Source organism: Sphingomonas sp. DBB INV C78 (assembly GCF_042693015.1).
In the GTDB taxonomy this organism is placed as follows: domain Bacteria; phylum Pseudomonadota; class Alphaproteobacteria; order Sphingomonadales; family Sphingomonadaceae; genus Sphingomonas_E.
This window is the reverse complement of the sequence record NZ_CP170544.1, coordinates 4,997,514-5,018,132: the sequence shown is the minus strand read 5'-3', so window position 1 is coordinate 5,018,132 and position 20,619 is coordinate 4,997,514. Positions and strand designations below refer to the sequence as shown.

Here is a 20,619-nt window from a genome sequence, read left to right as displayed (position 1 = left end):
GCGGAGGGGATGTTCATGCGCGTGATGGCGTTCGCGCTTCTGGCAGCGACGGCTTTGCTGGCAGCGTGCCAGCAGGGAACGGCGACGGAAGGGGCAGCCAGGGGAAAGCCCGCGGCAGTAAATGCCGAAAGGCTCGCCAATGCCGATGCCGAGCCGCAGAACTGGCTGTCGAACGGACGCGGCTATGCTGAAGACCATTTCAGTCCGCTAACGGCGATCAATGCCGGCAATATCGGCCAGCTCGGCCTCGCCTGGTCCTACGACCTCGACACCGATCGCGGGCAAGAGGCAACGCCGGTCATCGTCGACGGCGTACTGTATACGACGAGCGCCTGGTCCAAGGTCTATGCGCTCGACGCCGCAAGCGGCCGGCTGATCTGGTCCTACGACCCGAAAGTGCCCGGCCGGAAAGCCTATGACGGCTGCTGCGACGTCGTGAATCGCGGCGTCGCGGTGTGGAATGGCAAGGTCTATGTCGGCGCGTTCGACGGGCGGCTGATCGCGCTCGACGCCGCCACCGGCAAACCCGTCTGGTCGGTGATGACCGTCGACGAAAAGCATCCTTATACGAGCACCGGCGCGCCGCGCGTGGTGAAGGGCAAGGTGCTGATCGGCAATGGCGGCGCCGAGCTTGGCGTGCGCGGCTATGTTTCCGCCTATGATGCGGAGACGGGCAAGCTTGCCTGGCGCTTCTATACCGCGCCGAACCCCAAGGGAGAGCCCGACGGGGCGGCGTCCGACGCGATCTTCAGGAGCAAGGCGGCGGCGACCTGGGGTCCGAACGGCGCCTGGAAGGAAAGCGGCGGCGGCGGCACCGTCTGGGACGCGATCGTCTACGACCAGGATCTCGATCAGATACTGATCGGCACCGGCAACGGATCGCCCTGGAACCGGCGCATCCGTTCGGGCGATACCGGCGACAATCTGTTCCTGTCGTCGATCGTCGCGCTCGATCCCGAAACCGGCGCCTATCGCTGGCATTATCAGGAAACGCCCGGCGAAAGCTGGGATTTCACCGCGACCCAGCCGATCATCCTCGCCGACATCGAGATCGACGGCAGCCCGCGCAAGGTGCTGCTGCACGCGCCCAAGAACGGCTATTTCTACGTGATCGACCGCAAGACAGGCGGGCCGATCTCCATCAAAAATTTCGTACCGGTCAACTGGGCCGACGGCTATGACACCAAGACCTGGCGGCCGATCGAGCGGCCGGAAGCCCGCTATGAACTGAATGGCGGCGATTGGGAGGCAAGCCCGAGCGCGTTCGGCGCGCATAACTGGCACCCGATGGCCTACAGCCCCAAGACCGGGCTGGTCTATATCCCAGCGCAGTTGATCCCGTTCGGCTATGCCGACGACAAGGCGTTCAAGTTCATGCCCGGCCGCTGGAATCTGGGCAACGTATCGATGCGCAACGGCGGCCCCCGCGACAAGGCGGGGCTGAAGGCGCTGAAGGCGGCGGCGAAAGGGCGGCTGATCGCCTGGGATCCAAAGACGCAGCAGGCACGCTTCACCATCGAGCATGACGGGCCCGGCTATGGCGGCCTGCTGGCGACGGCGGGCAATTTGATCTTCCAGGGCACGCCCGATGGCCGTTTCATCGCCTATCGTGCGGATAATGGGGCGAAGCTGTGGAGCTTCGACGCGCAGACCGGGATCATCGCGGGTGCGGCCTCCTTCGCGGTGGGCGGCGAGCAATATGTGGCGGTGATGGCGGGGCTTGGCGGTTCCTATGGGATCAGTTCGCCGCTGGCGCCCGATCCGCACAAGCGACCCAATGGCCGGGTGCTGGTGTTCAAGCTGGACGGCAAGGCGAAGCTGCCGCCCTATCAGCGCCCTGTGCTGCCGGCCCGTCCGCCTGCCGAGACCTGGCCGGAAACGATGGTGCTGCAGGGTGAGGCGCTCTACGGCGCCAATTGCGGGCTCTGCCATGGGCCATCGACCTTCTCGAACGGGGTGCTGCCCGATCTGCGGCGTTCGCCGGCGCTGGCCGACAAGGCGACGTGGAAGGCGATCCTGGTCGATGGGATGCTCGAAGACCGCGGCATGATCCGTTTCGGCCAATGGCTGAAGCCCGAGGAGATGGACGCGATCCGCGCCTATGTCGGATCGCAGTCGCGCATCCTCGCCGCGGAGGAGAAGGTGCAAGCCGCGCCTTGAAGCGGAGAAGGCGATGCCGCATCCTGCGCCCGTGCGAACGAGGCGCCTATGGACGACGCGACCAGCCTTCGCCGAGCTATGGTGGACCAGCAGATCATCGCCCGGGGCGTGAGCGACCCGCGGGTGATCCACGCCATGCTGACCGTACCGCGCGAAGCCTTCGTCCCCGAAGGGTGGCAGGCCCACGCTTATAATGACGGGCCGCTGCCGATCGGCGCGGACCAGACCATATCGCAGCCCTATATCGTCGGACTGATGATCGAGGCGGCGGCGATGCAGCCTGGCGACCGGGTGCTCGAGATCGGTGCCGGATCGGGCTATGCCGCCGCGGTGATGAGCCGGATCGCGGGCGAAGTCTGGGCGATCGAGCGGATTCCCAAGCTGGCCGACCGGGCGCGCCGCGTGCTGGCAGATCTCGGCTGTGACAATGTCATGATCCTTGATGCCGACGGCACGGCTGGCTTGCCGGAACGCGCACCCTTCCAGGCGATCATCGTCTCCGCGGCCGCGCCTACCCTGCCGCCCGCCTTGCTGGAGCAACTGGCGCCGGGCGGGCGGCTGGTGGCGCCGTTGGGCGGCCGGTTCCAGCAGCAGTTAACGGTCTACAGTCGGACGGAAGACGGCAGCATCAGCGCGGAGGATCTGGGCGGCGTGGCGTTCGTGCCGCTGATCAGCGGTCAGGTCTGAAGTCGATCAGCCGGGCAGATAGCGGCCCGCGATCCAGCTTCCCCGCACATGCAGATCATCGCCCATCAGGACGAGATCGGCCGCGAGGCCAGGCGCGATCCGGCCGCGATCCGCATCCATGCCAAGGAAGCGGGCCGGCGACAGCGACGCCATGGCGATCGCAGTCGGCACGTCGATGCCGAGCATCTTCACCGCGTTGCGCACCGCCCGCGCCATATCGAGATCCGAGCCGGCGAGCGTGCCGTCTTCATTGACGCAGACGCCGTCGACCACGGTGATGCGATGGCCCTGCAACATGAAGCTCTTATGGACCATGCCGACGCTGGGCATCGCATCGGTGACGAGCATGAAGCGATCGACCGGCTTGCAGCGAAGCGCCAGCCGCATCGTCACCGGATCGACATGGCGGCCGTCGACGATCAGCCCGCACCAGGCGGCCTCATCCTCCAGCGCGGCGCCGACCGCCCCCGGCTCGCGCGAGCCGAGCGGCGACATCGCGTTGAACAAATGCGTGAAGCCGGTGAGCCCGTTGTCGAGCGCGTCGCGGATCTCGCGATAGCTTCCGTCGGTGTGGCCGGCGGCGACGATCAGCCCAGCATCGGCGAGACGGCGAACCATCGCCGGCTGGGTCTGTTCGGGCGCGAGTGTGATGAGCGTGCGGCCGTGGCGGAGGCCGGTGACTGCGGCGAAGCCGTCCTCATCGAGCGCGCGGATCTTTTCGGGGGCGTGGATGCCCTTGCGATCGACGTTGAGGAACGGCCCTTCGATATGGATGCCGAGCACGCCCGGCACGCCGGCCGCCATCGCCGCATCGACCGCAGCGACGCCGGCGCGGACGACGGCAAGATCGTCGCTGATCAGCGTCGGCAGGAAGCCGGTAGTGCCGAAGCGGCGATGCGCGGCGCCGATCGCGGCGATCGCCTCGACCGTGGGGGCATCGTTGAACAGGACGCCGCCACCGCCATTGACCTGCGAATCGATGAAGCCGGGGACCAGCATCCCGCCATCGAGATCATGGCGTGCGGTATCGGCCGCCACTTCGCGATCGGCCAGGATCGCGGCGATGCGATCGCCCTCCACCAGCAGCGCGCGGCCTTCAACGAAGGCGCCGTCGACGAGGATGCGGCCATTGACCAGCGCGACCGCCATCACAGCGTCTCCGTCACCTTGGCGAGGTGGGGCGGCTTGTCCGGATCGAAGCCGCGGCGGACGGAGAGCGCGTTGGCGGCGCGGTAGAAGGACTGGATCTGCAGCATCGGCTCAATCACCGGATGCGCGGCGACGCTGGGCAGGCTGATCGCGCCTTTCGCCTCGCCGCCGGCGATCAGCACCGGGCCCCCGCGCGCCGCCATCTCGGCCGCAAGATCGTCAACGCCCTCGCCGGTCTCGTCCGACTGGCGCAGCACCAGCAGCGGGAAGCCGGGGCCGACGAGCGCCATCGGGCCGTGCTTGAGTTCGGCGGCGCTGAACGCTTCGGCGTGGAGGCCGCAGGTTTCCTTGAGCTTGAGCGCCGCTTCCTGCGCGACGCCAAGGCCGATGCCGCGGCCGACGACGAAGAGGCCGCGGGCATCGGCAAGGGTATCGACCAAGGGGGACCAATCGGCCGACCAGGCTTGGGCCAGGAGATCTGGTGCGGCGTTGAGTGCCAGGTTTAGACTGGAATCCTTGGTCCAGGCCGCGACCAGATCGGCGATGGCGGCGAGGGTCGCGATGTAGGATTTGGTCGCGGCGACGCTGCGTTCGGGGCCGGCATGGAGCGGCAGGACATGATCGGTGAGCGCGGCGAGCGGAGAATCTTCAACATTTACAATGGCAAGCGATGCAGCGCCGGCCTCCTTGGCGGCGGTGATCGTCGCCAGCAGATCGGGGCTCTTGCCCGATTGCGAGATGGCGATGGCGAGGACGTCGGCGAGCCTTTGCTCTGCGCCATAGACTGAACTGACCGAGGGTGCGGCGGAGGAGACGAGCAGTCCCAGCCGGGTTTCGATGAGATACTTAGCGAAGGTTGCGGCGTGATCGGAACTGCCGCGCGCGCAGGTGATCGCGGCGCGGGGCGGTGCTACCGCCAAGCGATCGACCAAAGCGGCCAGCCGATCGGCATTGGCCGCGCGCTGGCGGGCGACGACCGCCCCGGCTTCTGCGGCTTCGGCGAACATCAGCGTGGTTTCAGGGTTCATCATGCCAATGCGTTCAGTTCGGCGACGAAGTCATAGGCGTCGCCGCGATACCAGCTATGGGTCATTTCGATCGCGCGGCCGTCCTCCAGGAAAGCGCGGCGTTCGATGAACAAGCCCGGTGCGCCGACATCAACGCCCAGCAGCGCCGCCTGGTCCTTGTTGAACAGCACCGCGCGCAGGCGCTGGAGGGCGCGGACGGGGCGGTTGCCGGCTTCGTGCAGCGCCGCGTAGAGCGAGACATCGACCGCATCGAGCGACGGCAGACCATAGCCCGCGATCGTCGAATATTCGAGCGCCATGGCGAAATCGTCGGCGTAGCGGATACGTGCGAAACGATAGACGCGGGTGCCGGGGCTGAGGCCCAAAGTGAGCGATTCATCGGGCGTGACCGCGCCTTCGGACCGCGCGATCCACTTGCTGTGCGAAGTGCGCCCGCGCGCCGCCATATCCTCCGAGAAAGAGGTCAGCTTGGAGAATTGCTTTTCGACGCGACCGGCGACGAAGGTGCCCGCGCCCTGGCGGCGGGTGAGCAGCCCTTCGGCGACGAGGCCATCGAGCGCCTTGCGGACGGTGATGCGGGAAACGGCGAAATCCGTGGCGAGATCGCGTTCGGGCGGGAGCGCCTGCTGGGGCTTCAAAAGCTGCGAGTCGATCGCTCCGCGCAGCGCATCCTGAAGGCGCTGATAAAGCGGCGCCCGACCGTGCATGTCGAGCGGGCCAACCTGTCCTGCGAGGCTCATTGAAGCGGCTTCCCCTGCCCTGCACCCGTTTTCATGTCCGATCTATAGGACCAATCAAATACCATTTGCCAGCATAAAAACTCATTCAGTGTCAGAAAATTGAAAGATTGCTACTTGACCTGCCGATTGGTCTGGAAGATGGTCCTGTTATTGGTACGTCATTGGTAGCAAATTGGCACTATCGCAAAAGCGAGGCGCCGGGGAAGGGGAAGAGCAAGTGACAACCCATCGAAATTTCGGCCTTCGCATTTTGGGAACGTCGGTCAGCGCGCTGGCCTTTTTCGCCTGCACGCAGGCGGCATTCGCACAGGACAGCGCGGCAGCAGCAGCCGATGACGAGATCGTCGTCACCGGCATCCGCGGATCGCAGATCGCCTCCATCAACGCGAAGCGCGAAGGCGATGTGATCGCCGACGTGCTTTCGGCCGAGGATATCGGCAAGTTCCCCGACAAGAATGTCGCCGAAGCGCTGCAGCGCATCCCCGGCATCGTCGTCAACCGCGAGTTCGGCGAAGGCGAGCGCGTCTCGCTGCGCGGCACCGCGCCCAACCTGACCAAGACGCTGCTGAACGGCCATTCGGTCGCCACCGCCGACTGGTTCATCCTTGATCAGGTCGATTCCACCCGCAGCTTCAACTATCTGGTGCTGCCGTCGGAAATCGTCGGCCAGTTGGAAGTCTACAAGACGCCGCAGGCCGATGTCGAAGAAGGCGGCGTTGGCGGCACGATCAACGTCCACACCCGCAACCCGTTCGATCTCGACGCCTTCACCGTCTCGGCTTCGGTGCAGGCTGTCTATTCGGACCTTTCCGACAAGCTCGATCCGCAGATTTCGGGCCTGTTCAGTTGGAAGAATGACGACGAGACCTTCGGCATCCTGATCGGCGGCGTATACCAGAAGCGCCAGACACGCCGCGACGGCATCGAAGTGTTCGGCTATCGCGATTTCGACGTCGGCGGCGGCCAGATGGCGGGCGTGCCGACGCTGATCGGCTCCGCACTGTTCGAGCAGGATCGCGAGCGTTACGGCGGCAATATCGGCATCCAGTTCCGCCCGTCGGACGAGATCCTGATCAACATCACCGGTCTCTATTCGCAGTTCAACGCCAACAATTACAACCAGAACTATCTCGCCTGGGGCGAACAGGCGCTGGCCGGTGGCGGCACCATCACCAACGCGGTGGTACGCGACGGGATCGCCGTCAGCGGCGACATCGCATCGCCCAATGGCGGCACGACCGGCCGCGGCGTGGTGTTCGACGCGATCGACCGCAAGGCCGTCGCCAAGACCCGTTCGATCGACTTCGACCTGACCTATGACCCCACCGACGATTGGAACGTCCACTTCAAGGCGGGCTGGACCAAGGCCGACGGCGACACCAAGAACGAGAATTTCTTCGAGACCGCGGCCCCCGGTGCGTTCAGCTATGACATCAGCGGCAAGGTGCCGCAGGTGCAGTTCAGCTCGCCCAATCCGACCTCGCCGGCGGGGATGCTGATAGACTTCGCCCGCATCCAGACCGTCACCAACGACGACGAGGAAAAATATGCCTATGTCGATGTCGAGCGCCAGCTCGACATGGGGCCGCTGAACGCGATCCGGGTCGGCTTCAAATATACCGACCATGACCGCAAGGCGAACCGGCTGGCGACCAATGGCGGCGTGCTGACGCCGGGCCTGCTGTGCGGCGGCGCGCCCTGCACCGCGGCCGATTTCTGGTCGGGCGGCACGACGCCGGGCGACTTCATGGACAATTTCGCGCTGCCGGGCACGCTGACCGATTACTGGACGGTCAGCCGCCAGAAGCTGGGCGATATCTATGGCGCGCAGGCCGCGAACCTGACCGAGAAGTTCGTCGTTCCGGGCAACGTCTATTCGATCAACGAAAAGACCTATGGCGGCTATGCCATGGCCAAGCTCGGCGGCGAAGGCTGGAAGGGCAATATCGGCGTCCGCATCATCGGCACCGACCAGAGATCCGAAGGCAATGTCATCGGCGCGCCGGCGCCCGAGTTCCAGAGCCCGTTCGGCGGCTACACGCCGGTCAGCGTCAAGCGTTCCTACACCGACATCCTGCCCAGCGCGAACCTGGCGCTGGACGTCACCGACAAGGTGATCGTGCGCTTCGCCGCCGGCCGCACGATCACGCGGCCCGACTTCGCCGACATCTCGCCAGGCACCGACCTCAACGGCACGCTCTTGACCGGCAATGGCGGCGACCCGAACCTGAAGCCGTTCCGCGCCAACCAGTATGACCTGTCGGTGGAATGGTATCCGGACGCCGAGACGATCGTGGCGGCGGCCCTGTTCTACAAGGATATCCTGTCCTACGTCGTCAACACGACCACGACCGAGATCCTGCCGGGCGTGTTCGTGCCGGGCACCGAGCCCGCGGGCTGCGTGGCTGCAGGCGGCAGCAACCCCAATCTGTTCAACTGCCCCTATCAGATCAACCGGCCGTCGAACGGCCCGGGTGGTCGTAACCAGGGCTTTGAATTCCAGGTTTCGCGCCCGATCTGGAACGGGTTCGGCGTGATCGCGAACTACACCTATTCGGATGCCAAGGCGGACAATGGCGATCCGATCCCGGGCAACAGCAAGCACACCGCCAACCTGACGGGCTATTTCGAGAACGACATGTTCAACGCCCGTCTGTCCTACACCTATCGTTCGAAGTTCTTCATCAACATCGACCGGGCTGCGCCGCTGAACCAGGCGTCGCTGGAATCGCTCGATGCCTCGGCGAGCGTGAACGTGACGGAGAATATCGCGATCACCTTCGACGCGGTGAACCTGACGAACGAGAAGATCCGGCAATATTCCGGCACGCCGGACCGGTTCCGCTCGATCTACGACAATGGCCGCCAATTCTATTTCGGCGCCCGTTTCAAATACTGACGTCCCCTGGGGCCGGGTGTAACATCCCGGCCCATTTCCTTATTCCGGGGTAGCCGCGCCCGTGTTCCGAAACCGCCCGCTTCCCCGCATCGCCGCATTGCTGATCGCGGCCAGCCCGTTGCCGGCCTGGGCCACCCCCGCCCTGCTGCCGCTTCCCCGCTCGATCGCGCCCGCAGAGGGGAGTTTCCGGCTGGATGCGCGGACGGCGATCAGCGTGCCGGCCGGCGACGCCGGTGCGCGCAATGCTGCCGAACGGCTAGGGGAATTGCTTTTCACGAACCTGGGTCTGCGGCCGGCGATCGGCTCCGCTGGCGCGATCAGCTTCGTGCGGACGAAGGGCTTGGCGAAGGAAGCCTATCGTCTGGAGGTCGGCGCCAAGGGTGTGACGATAACCGCCAACGACGATGCCGGCCTGCTCTATGGCGCGATCACCCTTTGGCAGCTTGCAACCGTCGCCTCAGCGGAGGCTGGGGCCCATGGCTCTTTCGACAAAGAAGCGGCGGTGAAATCGGAGAGAGCCATGGACCCCGGCCTTCGCCGGGGTGACGGGGTTTTGGACATACCATCCATCCGCATCGACGATGCCCCGCGCTTCGCCTGGCGCGGGCTGATGCTGGATAGCGCGCGGCACTTCCAGTCGCCGGCTTTCGTGAAGCAGTTGATCGACTGGATGGCCGCGCACAAGCTCAACACGCTGCACTGGCATCTGGTCGACGATCAGGGCTGGCGGCTCGAGATCAAGAAATATCCGAAACTGACCGAGGTGAGCGGCTGGCGGACGCCCGCCTCCGCGCCTGGCGCGCCGACGCTGCCGAAGACCGGCGGCTTCTACACCCAGGATGAGGTGCGCGAGATCGTCGCCTATGCGGCAGCGCGCGCGATCACCATCGTTCCCGAGATCGAGATGCCGGGCCATGCCGTGTCGGCGATCCGCGCCTATCCTGAACTCGGCGTCGGGCCGCCCTTGCCGCCGGGCGTCGAGAGCGACTGGGGCGTCTTCCCCTGGCTCTACAATGTCGATGACAGCACCTTCAGCTTTCTGGAGGATGTGCTGACCGAGACCATGGCTCTGTTCCCGTCCACCTACATCCATGTCGGCGGCGACGAGGCGGTGAAGGACCAGTGGCAGGCCAGCCCGAAGATCCAGGCCAGGATGCGCGAGCTGGGGATCAAGGACGAACATGGCCTGCAGAGCTGGTTCATCCACCGGATCGAGCTGTTCCTGAACAAGCATGGCCGGCGGCTGATCGGCTGGGACGAGATATTGGAAGGCGGGCTTGCGCCCAACGCCACGGTGATGTCGTGGCGCGGCATCGATGGCGCCGTCGCCGCCGCGCAGGCCGGGCATGATGCGGTGCTTTCGCCCGCGCCGACGCTCTATCTGAACCATCGCCAGGGGACGGGGCGCAACGAACCGCCGGGGCGCGGGCAGGTGATCAGCTTGGCGGACGTTTATGCGTTCGAGCCGGCGCCCGCCTCGCTGACCGCCGACCAGCAGCGGCATATTTTGGGCGTGCAGGGCAATCTGTGGACCGAGCATGCCCGCACCGAACAGCGCGCGATGTGGATGATGTTCCCGCGTGCATCGGCGGTGGCGGAGCTGGGCTGGTCGGCGGCGGGAACCCGCAACTATCAGGATTTCATGGCTCGACTGGCGCCGCAGCTCGACCGGCTGAAGTCGCTGGGGCTGGAGGCGGCGACGACGGCGTTCGAAACGGAACCGGCGCCCGCACGGCTCAAGACCTGCACCGACGAGGTGGTGCTCAATCTGGAGGATGACGCGCCGGCCGCGGGGCCGCGGGCGATATTCCTGACCGACATCCTCAATCCCTGCTGGAAATATGAGAAAGCGGCGATGGATGGGGTGACGGCGATCGCAGTCAAGGTCGGCCAGATCCCGTTCAACTTCCAGATCGGCAAGGATCTGGAGAAAATCCGCTTCCGCCCGCCCGCCACGCCGGAAGGCGAGGTCGAGGTGCGGATCGACGGATGCGAGGGGCCGAAGATCGCGACGCTGCCGCTGGCGCCTGCCGTCGCCAATCCGGCGGTGACGACCTTGCGTGCGCCGATTGCACCGCAGGCCGGCACACGCGATCTGTGCTTCACCTACACCGCCAGGGGGCCGGACCCGATGTGGGCGATCGACAGCGTCCAGCTTGAGGGCGCGCCCAAAGGAAGCCAGCAATGAACGTCGTGCGGCTCACCGCTCCCTTCGCCGGCTGGGCGATGCCGATCGACGAGGTGCCCGACCCGGTGTTCGCCGAACGGATGATGGGCGACGGCATCGCTATCGATCCGATCGAGGGCGTGCTCCGCGCCCCCGCCGACGCGACGGTGATCATGGTTGCGCCGACGCGCCATGCCGTGACGCTGAAGCTCGCCAATGGCGCGGAACTGCTGATCCATATCGGGCTGGAGACGGTGGCGCTGGCAGGCGAGGGCTTTGCTGCACTGGTTGCCGACGGGCAGGCGGTGAAGGCGGGTGACCCGCTGATCCGGTTCGAGATGGACGAGGTGGCCGAGCGGGCCAAGAGCCTCGTCACCCCGATCCTGATCGCCAATGAGGGCTATGCCGTGACGGCGCTCGCCGCGGGCACGGTGGCGGCCGGCGCGCCGCTGTTCGAGGTGAGCGCGGTCGGCGCCACGCAGGCTGCGGCGCCGACGAGCGAGGACAGCGCATCGTGTGAGGTCGTCATCCCGATGGCGAACGGCGTCCATGCCCGGCCGGCAGCGCGGATCGCGGCGGCGCTGAAGCCGTTCGGCGCGGAGGTGAGCTTCGCCGCGCATGGGCGCACCGCGAATGCGCGGAGCACGGTGGCGATGCTGGGCCTCGGCCTGCGCCATGGCGACAGCCTGCTGATCCTGGCGCGGGGCGAGGATGCGCGGGCGGCGGTGACGACGGTGGCGGCACTGATCGAAAGCGGCATGGGCGAGGCGGGCGAGCCGCCCGCACCTGTCGCGGCCGTACCTGCCCCGCGCGGAGCGACGACGGCAGCGCCGGGCTTTGCGGTGGGCACGGCCTTCCCCTTCGCCATCGCCGATATCGTCGTTGCCGAGGTTGGCCACGGTGCGTCAGCCGAACGGACCGCACTGGAAGAAGCGCTGGCAGCGGTGCGCGCGGGGCTGGCGGAAGCGAAGGACGGCAAGGGCGCGGAGATCGCGTTGGCGCATCAGGCGATCGCTGAGGACCCCGACCTTATAGCCAAGGCGCAGGAACTGATCGCGCAGGGCAAGAGCGCGGGCTTTGCCTGGCGCGCCGCGACGCGGGCGCAGATCGCGGCGATCGAGGCGACGGGGGACCGGCTGCTGATCGAGCGCGCGGCGGACCTGAAGGATATCGAGCGGCAGGTGATCGCGGCGATCACCGGCACGGCGGCCGCTGCCCCGACACTGCCCGAAGGCGCGGTGCTGATCGCGGACGAATTGCTGCCATCGCAATTCCTGGCGCTCGATCCGGCGCGGCTGGCGGCGATCGTGACGGCGCGCGGCGGGCCGACATCGCATGTCGCGATCCTGGCGGCATCGGCCGGTGTGCCGATGATCGTCGCGGCGGGTGACGCGGTGCTGGGTATCCAGCCGGATACCGCCATGATCGTCGATGCAGATGCCGCGAGCCTTGTCGTCGCACCCGATGAGGCGGCGCTGGCCGAAGCACGCCAGCGTGTCGAGAAAGGCCGCGCGCTTCATGCCGTCCATGTGGCCGCAGCCAGCGAGCTTTGCCGGACAGCGGATGGCAGCCGCATCGAAATCTTCGCCAACCTTGCGATGCCCGAGGAGGCCGACCGCGCGGTGGCGTCGGGCGCGGAGGGTTGCGGCCTGCTGCGCACCGAATTCCTCTTCCTCGACCGTGCCGAGCCGCCCTCCGAAGACGAGCAGGCGGGCATCTATGCCGATATCGCCCGGCGACTGGATGGCCGCCCGCTGATCCTGCGCACGCTCGATATCGGCGGCGACAAGCCCGTTTCCTATCTACCGATGCCGGCCGAGGAGAATCCCGCACTCGGCCAGCGTGGCGTGCGGCTGTCGCTGGCCCGGCCCGATCTTCTGAAAACCCAATTCCGCGCGATCCTGCGCGGCGTGCCCGCGGCGCAATGCCGGATCATGCTGCCGATGGTGGTGGACGCGACCGAGTGCGCCCGCGCCCGCGCCGTCTATGACGAGGCACTGGCGGAGACCGGGCTGACCGCAGTGCCACTGGGCGTGATGATCGAGACGCCGGCGGCGGCGATGCTGGCGGATACGCTGGCGGCCAACGCCGATTTCCTGTCGATCGGCACCAACGATCTGACCCAATATGCGCTGGCAGCCGATCGCGGCAATGCGGCGACCGCGGCGATGATCGACGGGCTGCATCCGGCGGTGCTGCGCCTGATCGCCGCCGCCGTGGACGGAGCGCGCAAGCATAAGCGCTGGATCGGCACCTGCGGCGGGATGGCGAGCGAGCCGCTGGCGGCCGCCATCCTGATCGGGCTGGGGCTGGACGAACTTTCGGCGACGCCCGCCGCGATCCCCGCCTTGAAGGCGGTGATCCGCCGGCTCGACATCGGTGAGTGCCGCACCCTCGCGACCCGCGCGCTCGCCGCATCCTCGGCGGCCGAAGTCCGCGCGCTCGCCGCCCAAGCGATCAGGGAGGCCGCATGATGCGCCTGCGCCTAGACATCTTCCAGCCGCTCGGCCGCGCCTTGATGCTGCCGGTCGCGGTGCTTCCGGTCGCCGGCCTGCTGCTGCGGCTCGGCCAGCCGGACTTGCTCGGCATTCCCTTCATCGCTGCGGCGGGCGACGCGATCTTCGCCAATCTCGGCCTGCTGTTCGCCGCCGGCCTCGCGGTCGGCCTGGCGCGTGAAAATCACGGCGCGGCGGGGTTGGCGGGCGTGGTCGCCTATCTCGTCACGATCGAGGGCGCGAAATCGCTGCTGACGGTGCCGCCCGAGACGACCGCCATCTTTGCGGAGCAAGCCGCGCGCGATCTCGCTGCGGCGGCGTGGAAGGCCAAGGAACTTGGCGCGCTAAGCGTGCCCGCCGGCATATTGTCCGGGCTGGCCGCGGGCTGGCTCTACAACCGTTATTCCAACATCAAGTTGCCGGATTATCTCGCTTTCTTCGGTGGTCGGCGGTTTGTGCCGATCGCCGCGGGCTGCGCGGGGCTTGTCGGCGCATTGCTGTTCGGACTGGGCTTTCCGTGGATCGAGGCGGGCATGGCGCGGCTGTCCGAATGGGTGGTGGGCGCGGGCAGCGTCGGCCTGTTCCTCTATGGCGCGCTCAACCGTCTGCTGATCATCACCGGGCTGCATCACATCATCAACAATCTCGCCTGGTTCATCATCGGCGATTTCAATGGCGCGACGGGCGATTTGAAGCGCTTCTTCGCTGGCGATCCGAGCGCGGGATCGTTCATGTCGGGCTTCTTTCCGGTGATGATGTTCGGCCTGCCCGCGGCCTGCCTCGCCATCTATCGCACCGCGCTGCCCGAGCGTCGCAAGGCGGTGGGCGGGATGTTGCTCAGCCTTGCGCTGACATCCTTCCTGACCGGCGTGACCGAACCGATCGAGTTCACCTTCATCTTCCTCGCCCCCCTGCTCTACGCGCTTCATGCGGTGCTGACCGGCGTGGCGATGGCGCTGATGGACTTGCTGGGCGTGAAGCTGGGCTTCGGCTTTTCGGCAGGGTTGTTTGATTATCTAATGAACTATGGGCTGGCGACCCGGCCGCTGATGCTGCTGCCGATCGGCGCCGCTTACTTCGCGATCTACTATTTCTCCTTCGCCTGGTGCATCCGCCGGTTCGACCTGAAGACGCCGGGGCGGGAGCCGGTGGAGGCGGGGGCTGCGTCGGCCGTGATGCCGACAGGCGATCGCGCTTCGGGCTTCATCGCGGCGCTTGGCGGGGCGGCGAACCTCACCAAGGTGGATGCCTGCACGACGCGGCTGCGGCTGGTGCTGGCCGATCCGGCAAAGGTCGACGAAGCGGCGCTGAAGGCGCTGGGCGCGCGCGGCGTGCTCCGGCTCGATGCCGGCGGGATGCAGGTGGTGCTGGGGCCGATCGCCGATCAGGTGGCGGGCGAGATCCGCGCCGGGCTGGCGCGGCCGGCTGCAGTGACGGCGCCTGCTCCGGCGGTCGATCTGCGGACGCTGCTGGGCGGCACAGCCAATATCATCGCCGCCGACGCCCGCGCCGGCCGCGTCCGCGTGACGCTGAAGGATGCAGGCGCTGCGGATCTTGCCGCGCTGGCTGGCGCGACCGGTCGCCCCGTGGCCACGGTCGCCCCCCATCGTATTCACCTGCTCTGCCCACCGGGAGGGGAGGAGCGGCTGCTGGCGACAGTTTCCGCTCTCGCTTCCTGATGGTCATCCCGGACTTGTTCCGGGATCCACTGCAACGCAGGCGCACCGGTCAGCGGCTCAAGTCCCAGCGTCGACACCCTCATGAAGGTTTGCGCTTGTCGCCCTGTGGACCCCGGAACAAGTCCGGGGTGACGATTTTGGCAGCCAGCGCTAATCCATCCACGCTTCGGCCAGACCCTCCGCCGCCAGCACGCGGCCGACTGCGGCGCGTTCCCGCACGCGGGCGCGATGGGCCAGGATCAGCGGCAGGCGCGCGGCATCGCCGCGGTCGCCGAAGCGGAGATAATTGGCGTAAGCGAACAGATAGATGTCCGAGATGGTGAAGGCGTCGCCATGGACGAAGCGCCGGCCGTCGGCGAGGCCGCGTTCGATGATCGCGAAATAGCGGTCGGCAAGCGCGGGCACCTTTGCCCGAAGCGCGGCGGCGGCGGCTTCGCCATCGGCAAAAGTGTCGGCGAAGAGGATCTGGCGGAAGGCGGTGTGGATATTGCTGGCGATGAAGAGGTTGAACGCCTGCACCCGCGCGAAGGCGAATGGGTCGTCGAGCGGCGCAAGGCCGGCCCCGGGATAAAGCATCGCGATATAGGACAGGATCGCCGGATTTTCGGTGAGCGGCCCTTGCTCCGTCATCAGCACCGGCACGCGGCCGAGCGGGCTTATCGCGAGAAAATCGGGCGTCCGGTTCTCGCCACCGGCATAGTCGACATAGTGGACGCTATAGTCGGCGACGGCCTCTTCCAGTGCGATGTGCGGAATGATCGAACAGGCGCCGGGCGCGCCATAGAGCTTCAGCATCCGTCCCTCCCCTGATGACGGGGCGGGCTAACATGCGGCTATTCAGACCGACAATGCGGGCCGGCCATTTGATGGCGCTCTCGCACAAGGGACGGCCCGTTAGCGGAGCCCGCGCCCTTTCAGACGCCGGCTCCGCTCGCGGGGATCAGGCGACGGCGCGGTGTGGCAGCTTCCAGCCCGGCCGGACGAAGTGGCAGGTGTAGCCGTCGGGAAGGCGCTCCAGATAATCCTGATGCTCGGGCTCGGCTTCCCAGAAGTCGCCGGCCGGCGTCACTTCGGTCACCACCTTGCCGGGCCACAGACCGGAGGCATCGACGTCGGCGATGGTATCCTCGGCCACCTGCCGCTGATCTTCGCTGGTATAGAAGATCGCCGAGCGATAGCTGGTGCCGACATCATTGCCCTGGCGGTTCTTGGTGCTCGGATCATGGATCTGGAAAAAGAATTCGAGCAGCGCGCGGAAGCTGGTGACGTCGGGATCGAAGATGATCTCGATCGCCTCGGCATGGCTGCCATGGTTACGATAGGTGGCGTTGGGCACGTCCCCGCCCGAATAGCCGACGCGGGTGGAGATCACGCCGGGCAGCTTGCGCACCAGATCCTGGACGCCCCAGAAGCAGCCCCCAGCAAGGATTGCGGTTTCCTGAGTCATGCCACTTCCTCCACCTGATCGAGATAGGCGCCGTAACCTTCCGCCGCCATCTGATCACGATGGACGAAGCGCAGCGACGCCGAATTGATGCAATAGCGCAAGCCCCCACGATCACGCGGGCCATCGTCGAACACATGGCCGAGATGGCTGTCGCCGTTGGCGGAGCGCACCTCGGTTCGGATCATGCCATGCGTGGTGTCGCGCAGTTCGGCCACGTTCGCGGGCTCGATCGGCTTGGTGAAGCTCGGCCAGCCGCAGCCGGATTCATATTTGTCGGACGAGGCGAACAACGGCTCGCCCGAAACGATGTCGACGTAGATGCCCGGTTCCTTGTTGTAGAGATATTTCCCCGTGCCGGGCCGTTCGGTGCCGCTTTCCTGCGTCACGCGATACTCTTCGGGGGACAGAGCGGCGACGGCCTCGGCCGTCTTGCGATATTCGGTCATGCGCACCTCCGTTTCGCGCGCCTATGTGGGGATGCGGTTCGGCCATTTCCACGGGGGCGCGGACCAGGAAAATCGGTTATCGCCCATGGCACCATGGCGAAGAAGAAACGCTACCTCACGGCCACGATGCCCGACGGATATGTGAAGACGATCGGGCCGACGTCTTCGCCCTTCACCCATTATTGGCGGATCGTCGCAGAGCTTGGCAACGGCCGCACCGAAGTGTTCTGGGGGCATGCGAAATCGCTCAAGGAAGCCACCGCCAAGAAGGCGGCCACCGCGGACGCCGCAAGGCAGCGCGGGTGGAAAAGCCATGTGTTCGAGGTGGTGGAGCTGACCGAGACGCCGGTTGCCCCCGCCCCTCCCGCTCCCTAGGCTCCGTGCCAAAGCCGGGGAGAGTGACATGAAGGCCGCATCCGCGCTCGATTACCGCGCGCTTGCCAAGGCGCGGCTGCCGCGCTTCCTGTTCGAATATATCGACGGCGGCAGCTATGCCGAGGTGACCTTGAAACGGAATGTCGCCGACCTGGAGGCGGTGGCGCTGCGCCAGCGGGTGATGGCGGACGTTTCGCGGATCGAGCTTGGCACCAGACTGTTCGGCCATGACATGGCGATGCCGGTGGCGCTGGGTCCGGTGGGGCTTTCGGGCATGTATGGCAGGCGCGGCGAGACGCTGGCAGCACGCGCGGCGGCAGCGGCGGGGATACCGTTCACGCTGTCGACGGTTTCGGTCTGTCCGCTGGCGGAGGTGGCAAAGGCCAGCCCCGCGCCGATCTGGTTCCAGCTCTATATGGTCCGCGATCGCGGTTTCATGCGCGACCTGCTGGATCAGGCGCGGGCGGCGGGCTGCTCCGCCCTCGTCTTCACGCTCGACATGGCGGTGGCGGGGACGCGCTATCGCGATTTTCATTCAGGGCTGGCCGGCGCGCCGGGGCCGATGGGGAGCCTTCGCCGTTTCGGTCAGGCGGCGATGCGGCCGCGCTGGGCTTGGGACGTGGGCATCAACGGGCGGCCCCACCAGCTCGGCAATGTCGCGCCGGTGCTGGGGAAGAAATCGGGGCTAAACGACTTCTTCGGCTGGATAGGCAGCAATTTCGACCCGGCCGTCACCTGGAAAGATCTGGATTTCGTTCGCGAGAATTGGGACGGGCCGCTGGTGCTGAAGGGCATCCTCGACCCTGACGATGCGCGGGCGGCGGCGGATTTCGGCGCGGACGGGATCGTCGTTTCCAACCATGGCGGGCGGCAGTTGGATGGCGTGCTTTCCTCCGCGCGGGCGCTGCCGCCGATCGCCGATGCGGTGGGCGAACGCCTGACCGTGCTGGTCGACGGCGGCGTGCGATCGGGCCTCGATGTGGTGCGGATGCTGGCGCTGGGCGCGAAGGGCGTGCTGCTCGGCCGCGCCTGGGCCTATGCGCTGGGTGGTGGCGGGGAGGCGGGGGTGGCCCACCTCCTCCAGCTTATCGAAGCCGAAATGCGCGTCGCGATGGCGTTGACGGGGGTGACCGACGTGAAGGCGATCGGGCGGGATATTTTGGCGGATTAATTCCTCCCCGAGCAAGCTCGGGGAGGATCTTAGGTCAGGCTGTCACGTCGAGTTCCGCCAGTTCGGCCGGGGACAGGGTGATCTTCGCCGCAGCCACCGCCTCCGCGATCTGCGCAGGGCTGCTTGCGCCGACGATCGGCACGGTCGGCAGCGGCTGGTTGACCAGATAGGCCAGCGCCACATCGTTGGTGCTGACGCCGTGGCGCTTCGCGACGGCCCGTGCGGCGGCCAGGCGGGCGCGGTTGGTGTCGTTCAGATACATCTGGGCGAGATCGCCGCGCAGATCGGCCTCGCCGCTCGCCTCGATCTTGGCGAAGAAGCCGCGGCTCTGGCTGGAATAGGGGATCATGGTGAGATCGCCATGGACCGCGGCGAAACCGTCCTCATAATATTGGCCATAGCCCTGCGCCGCCTGGCCTTCGGGGTTAGGCTTGGCGAGGCCCCAATAAGGCTGGACGGCGACGAAGCCCTGATGGCCGATCGACTTCGCATAGACCTGCGCGGCCTGGATGCGTTCGGGCGACCAGTTGGAGGCGCCGAAATAACGGATGCGGCCGGCCTTCTGGTGGCCGATCAGCGCATCGATGATCGGCTGCACGGGCGCTTGCGGGTTGTCGGCGTGGAGCCAGTAGAGATCGATCGTCGCCAGCCCAAGATGATCGAGGCTTTCGGTGAGGTCGCTTTCCAGATCCTCGGGCGTGACGCGGTTGCGCCAGTCGCCGACACGCAGATCGACCATGCAGCCCTTGGTGGCGACGACGATCCCATCGCGGCCGCGGCGCTTCAGCCAATCACCGATCGTCCGTTCGCTGGCGCCCTTGGGAACATCGGGCACCCAATCGCCATAGCCGCGCGCGGTATCGATGAAATTGCCGCCGAGTTCGACAAAGCGATCAAGGATGGCGTCCGCCGCATTCTGATCGATCGCAGTGCCGAACATGTTGGTGCCGTAGCAGAGTCGGCTGACGTCGAGGTCGGTATGGTTCAGCTTCACCTTGTCCAGCATGGGCATCCTCCTTGTTTGTCCGCGATATACGACTCATTTGGACAATCGACTACGCATTTCGATGGTGCATGGCGGCCATGATAGCGATAATCGGGCATTGATCGCCGCACGGCATACGCAAATTCCGACGAGGGCAGCATGGACGACCTGGTACAACCCAAGACGGCGGACGTGGCCTATGAAACCGACGAGCCGGTGCGTTACGAGACGGACGGCGCGGTCGCCTATGTCATCATGAACCGGCCGCGCTTCAACAATGCGCAGAACAGCCAGATGACCTATGCGCTGGACGCCGCTTTCCGCCGCGCGACCGACGACGATGCGATCCGCGCGATCGTACTGAAGGGCGAAGGCAAGCATTTCTCCGCCGGCCACGACATCGGCACGCCGGGCCGCGACGTGACCAAAAGCTGGGACCGGGTACATATGGTGCCCGATCACACTAACAAGCCGGCCGCCGAGTTCCTCTACACGCGCGAACATGAGGTCTATATCGGCATGTGCCGGCGCTGGCGCGACATCCCGAAGCCGACCATCGCCGCAGTGCAGGGCGCGTGCATCGCCGGCGGGCTGATGCTGGCCTGGGTGTGCGACATCATCGTCGCGACCGACGACGCCTTCTTCCAGGACCCCGTCGGCCGCATGGGCATACCCGGCGTCGAATATTTCGCCCACGGGTTCGAGCTGCCGCCGCGCATCGCCAAGGAGTTCATCCTGCTCGGCGAACGCATGCCGGCGGAGCGGGCGTACCAGTTCGGCATGGTCAACCGGCTGTCGACCCGTGCGACCTTGGATGCCGATGTGAAGGCGATCGCCGATGAACTCGCCACGCGGTCGCGGCTGGGCAACTGGCTGACCAAGCAGGCGCTCAACCATGTCGAGGATCTGAGGGGCAAGCGGACGGCGACCGATGCGCATTTCCACATGCACCATTTCGCCCACGCCCAGAACGACATGATCGCGGCGAACAGCCTGGGCGGGCTGGATGCGAAGTCGATGGCGGCGGCGAACAAGGCGGCGGCGGGAGAGGAGTAGCCGCTCGCGACACTCAATCTCCATCGTCACCCTGAACTTGTTTCAGGGTCCACTCCTCCACCTGCGCGGTCCTCGTTTGTGGCACGGTGGATGCTGAAACAAGTTCAGCATGACGAGTTTTGTTTTGAGCGTGCG

Annotated in this window: 16 protein-coding genes; 9 read left to right on the top strand and 7 right to left on the bottom strand. The window is 66.3% G+C overall.

Going from position 1 to position 20,619, the window contains the following annotated elements:
• Nucleotides 1–15 precede the first annotated feature (15 nt).
• Both ACFB49_RS23940 and ACFB49_RS23935 read left to right on the top strand, forming a co-directional pair.
• The gene (locus ACFB49_RS23940; RefSeq protein ID WP_380874380.1) at nucleotides 16–2,160 is read left to right on the top strand and encodes a PQQ-dependent dehydrogenase, methanol/ethanol family; all 2,145 of its coding nucleotides are present in this window, start codon (nucleotides 16–18) and stop codon (nucleotides 2,158–2,160) included.
• 48 nt (nucleotides 2,161–2,208) lie between these two features.
• Nucleotides 2,209–2,847: a protein-L-isoaspartate(D-aspartate) O-methyltransferase gene (locus ACFB49_RS23935; protein WP_380874378.1), complete on the top strand. Its 639-nt coding sequence runs from the start codon at nucleotides 2,209–2,211 to the stop codon at nucleotides 2,845–2,847.
• A 6-nt stretch (nucleotides 2,848–2,853) separates the two neighbouring features.
• Here ACFB49_RS23935 and nagA read toward each other — a convergent pair whose 3' ends face one another.
• Genes nagA through ACFB49_RS23920 form a run of 3 tightly spaced genes read right to left on the bottom strand, consistent with a single transcriptional unit; the run spans nucleotide 2,854 to nucleotide 5,764 of the window.
• A complete protein-coding gene (gene nagA / locus ACFB49_RS23930; protein WP_380874377.1) occupies nucleotides 2,854–3,996 on the bottom strand; it encodes an N-acetylglucosamine-6-phosphate deacetylase in 1,143 nt (380 codons plus the stop codon).
• Nucleotides 3,996–5,027 carry an SIS domain-containing protein gene (locus tag ACFB49_RS23925; protein WP_380874375.1) on the bottom strand — a complete coding sequence of 344 codons (1,032 nt, stop codon included), beginning with the start codon at nucleotides 5,025–5,027 and terminating at the stop codon, nucleotides 3,996–3,998. The genes nagA and ACFB49_RS23925 overlap by 1 nt, the downstream gene beginning before the upstream one ends.
• The gene (locus tag ACFB49_RS23920) at nucleotides 5,024–5,764 is read right to left on the bottom strand and encodes a GntR family transcriptional regulator (RefSeq protein WP_380874373.1); all 741 of its coding nucleotides are present in this window, start codon (nucleotides 5,762–5,764) and stop codon (nucleotides 5,024–5,026) included. Before ACFB49_RS23920 ends, ACFB49_RS23925 begins: the two co-directional genes overlap by 4 nt.
• Nucleotides 5,765–5,981: 217 nt before the next feature.
• Between ACFB49_RS23920 and ACFB49_RS23915 the strand changes: the two genes are divergently transcribed.
• The 4 genes from ACFB49_RS23915 to nagE all read left to right on the top strand — a co-directional run bounded on the left by ACFB49_RS23915 (nucleotide 5,982) and on the right by nagE (nucleotide 15,004).
• On the top strand, nucleotides 5,982–8,663 hold the full coding sequence (locus ACFB49_RS23915; RefSeq protein ID WP_380874371.1) for a TonB-dependent receptor: 2,682 nt from the start codon (nucleotides 5,982–5,984) through the stop codon (nucleotides 8,661–8,663).
• A gap of 61 nt (nucleotides 8,664–8,724) precedes the next feature.
• Complete coding sequence (locus ACFB49_RS23910) at nucleotides 8,725–10,851, top strand: family 20 glycosylhydrolase (RefSeq protein WP_380874369.1); 2,127 nt, start codon at nucleotides 8,725–8,727, stop codon at nucleotides 10,849–10,851.
• Nucleotides 10,848–13,304 carry a phosphoenolpyruvate--protein phosphotransferase gene (ptsP, locus tag ACFB49_RS23905; protein WP_380874367.1) on the top strand — a complete coding sequence of 819 codons (2,457 nt, stop codon included), beginning with the start codon at nucleotides 10,848–10,850 and terminating at the stop codon, nucleotides 13,302–13,304. Before ACFB49_RS23910 ends, ptsP begins: the two co-directional genes overlap by 4 nt.
• Nucleotides 13,304–15,004, top strand: a complete 1,701-nt coding sequence (gene nagE, locus ACFB49_RS23900; protein WP_380874365.1) for an N-acetylglucosamine-specific PTS transporter subunit IIBC — start codon at nucleotides 13,304–13,306, stop codon at nucleotides 15,002–15,004. Before ptsP ends, nagE begins: the two co-directional genes overlap by 1 nt.
• A gap of 150 nt (nucleotides 15,005–15,154) precedes the next feature.
• On the opposite strand, the gene ACFB49_RS23895 is transcribed toward nagE, so the two are convergent.
• From ACFB49_RS23895 to msrB, 3 genes are all read right to left on the bottom strand, one after another.
• Nucleotides 15,155–15,799 carry a glutathione S-transferase family protein gene (locus ACFB49_RS23895; protein ID WP_380874364.1) on the bottom strand — a complete coding sequence of 215 codons (645 nt, stop codon included), beginning with the start codon at nucleotides 15,797–15,799 and terminating at the stop codon, nucleotides 15,155–15,157.
• 145 nt (nucleotides 15,800–15,944) lie between these two features.
• Nucleotides 15,945–16,451 carry a peptide-methionine (S)-S-oxide reductase MsrA gene (gene msrA, locus ACFB49_RS23890; protein WP_380874363.1) on the bottom strand — a complete coding sequence of 169 codons (507 nt, stop codon included), beginning with the start codon at nucleotides 16,449–16,451 and terminating at the stop codon, nucleotides 15,945–15,947.
• Nucleotides 16,448–16,897 carry a peptide-methionine (R)-S-oxide reductase MsrB gene (msrB, locus tag ACFB49_RS23885; protein WP_380874361.1) on the bottom strand — a complete coding sequence of 150 codons (450 nt, stop codon included), beginning with the start codon at nucleotides 16,895–16,897 and terminating at the stop codon, nucleotides 16,448–16,450. The genes msrA and msrB overlap by 4 nt, the downstream gene beginning before the upstream one ends.
• Nucleotides 16,898–16,990: 93 nt before the next feature.
• Here msrB and ACFB49_RS23880 point away from each other — a divergent pair, with 93 nt between their 5' ends.
• Together ACFB49_RS23880 and lldD are read left to right on the top strand one after the other, a co-directional pair.
• On the top strand, nucleotides 16,991–17,272 hold the full coding sequence (locus ACFB49_RS23880; protein ID WP_380874359.1) for a hypothetical protein: 282 nt from the start codon (nucleotides 16,991–16,993) through the stop codon (nucleotides 17,270–17,272).
• Nucleotides 17,273–17,300: 28 nt separating this feature from the next.
• On the top strand, nucleotides 17,301–18,443 hold the full coding sequence (gene lldD / locus ACFB49_RS23875) for an FMN-dependent L-lactate dehydrogenase LldD (protein WP_380874358.1): 1,143 nt from the start codon (nucleotides 17,301–17,303) through the stop codon (nucleotides 18,441–18,443).
• Between the two features lie 34 nt (nucleotides 18,444–18,477).
• On the opposite strand, the gene ACFB49_RS23870 is transcribed toward lldD, so the two are convergent.
• A complete protein-coding gene (locus ACFB49_RS23870; RefSeq protein ID WP_380874356.1) occupies nucleotides 18,478–19,449 on the bottom strand; it encodes an aldo/keto reductase in 972 nt (323 codons plus the stop codon).
• Between the two features lie 138 nt (nucleotides 19,450–19,587).
• On the opposite strand from ACFB49_RS23870, the gene ACFB49_RS23865 reads away from it, so the two are divergent.
• Entirely contained in the window at nucleotides 19,588–20,484 is an 897-nt protein-coding gene (locus tag ACFB49_RS23865) for an enoyl-CoA hydratase (protein ID WP_380874355.1), read from the top strand.
• Nucleotides 20,485–20,619 lie beyond the last annotated feature (135 nt).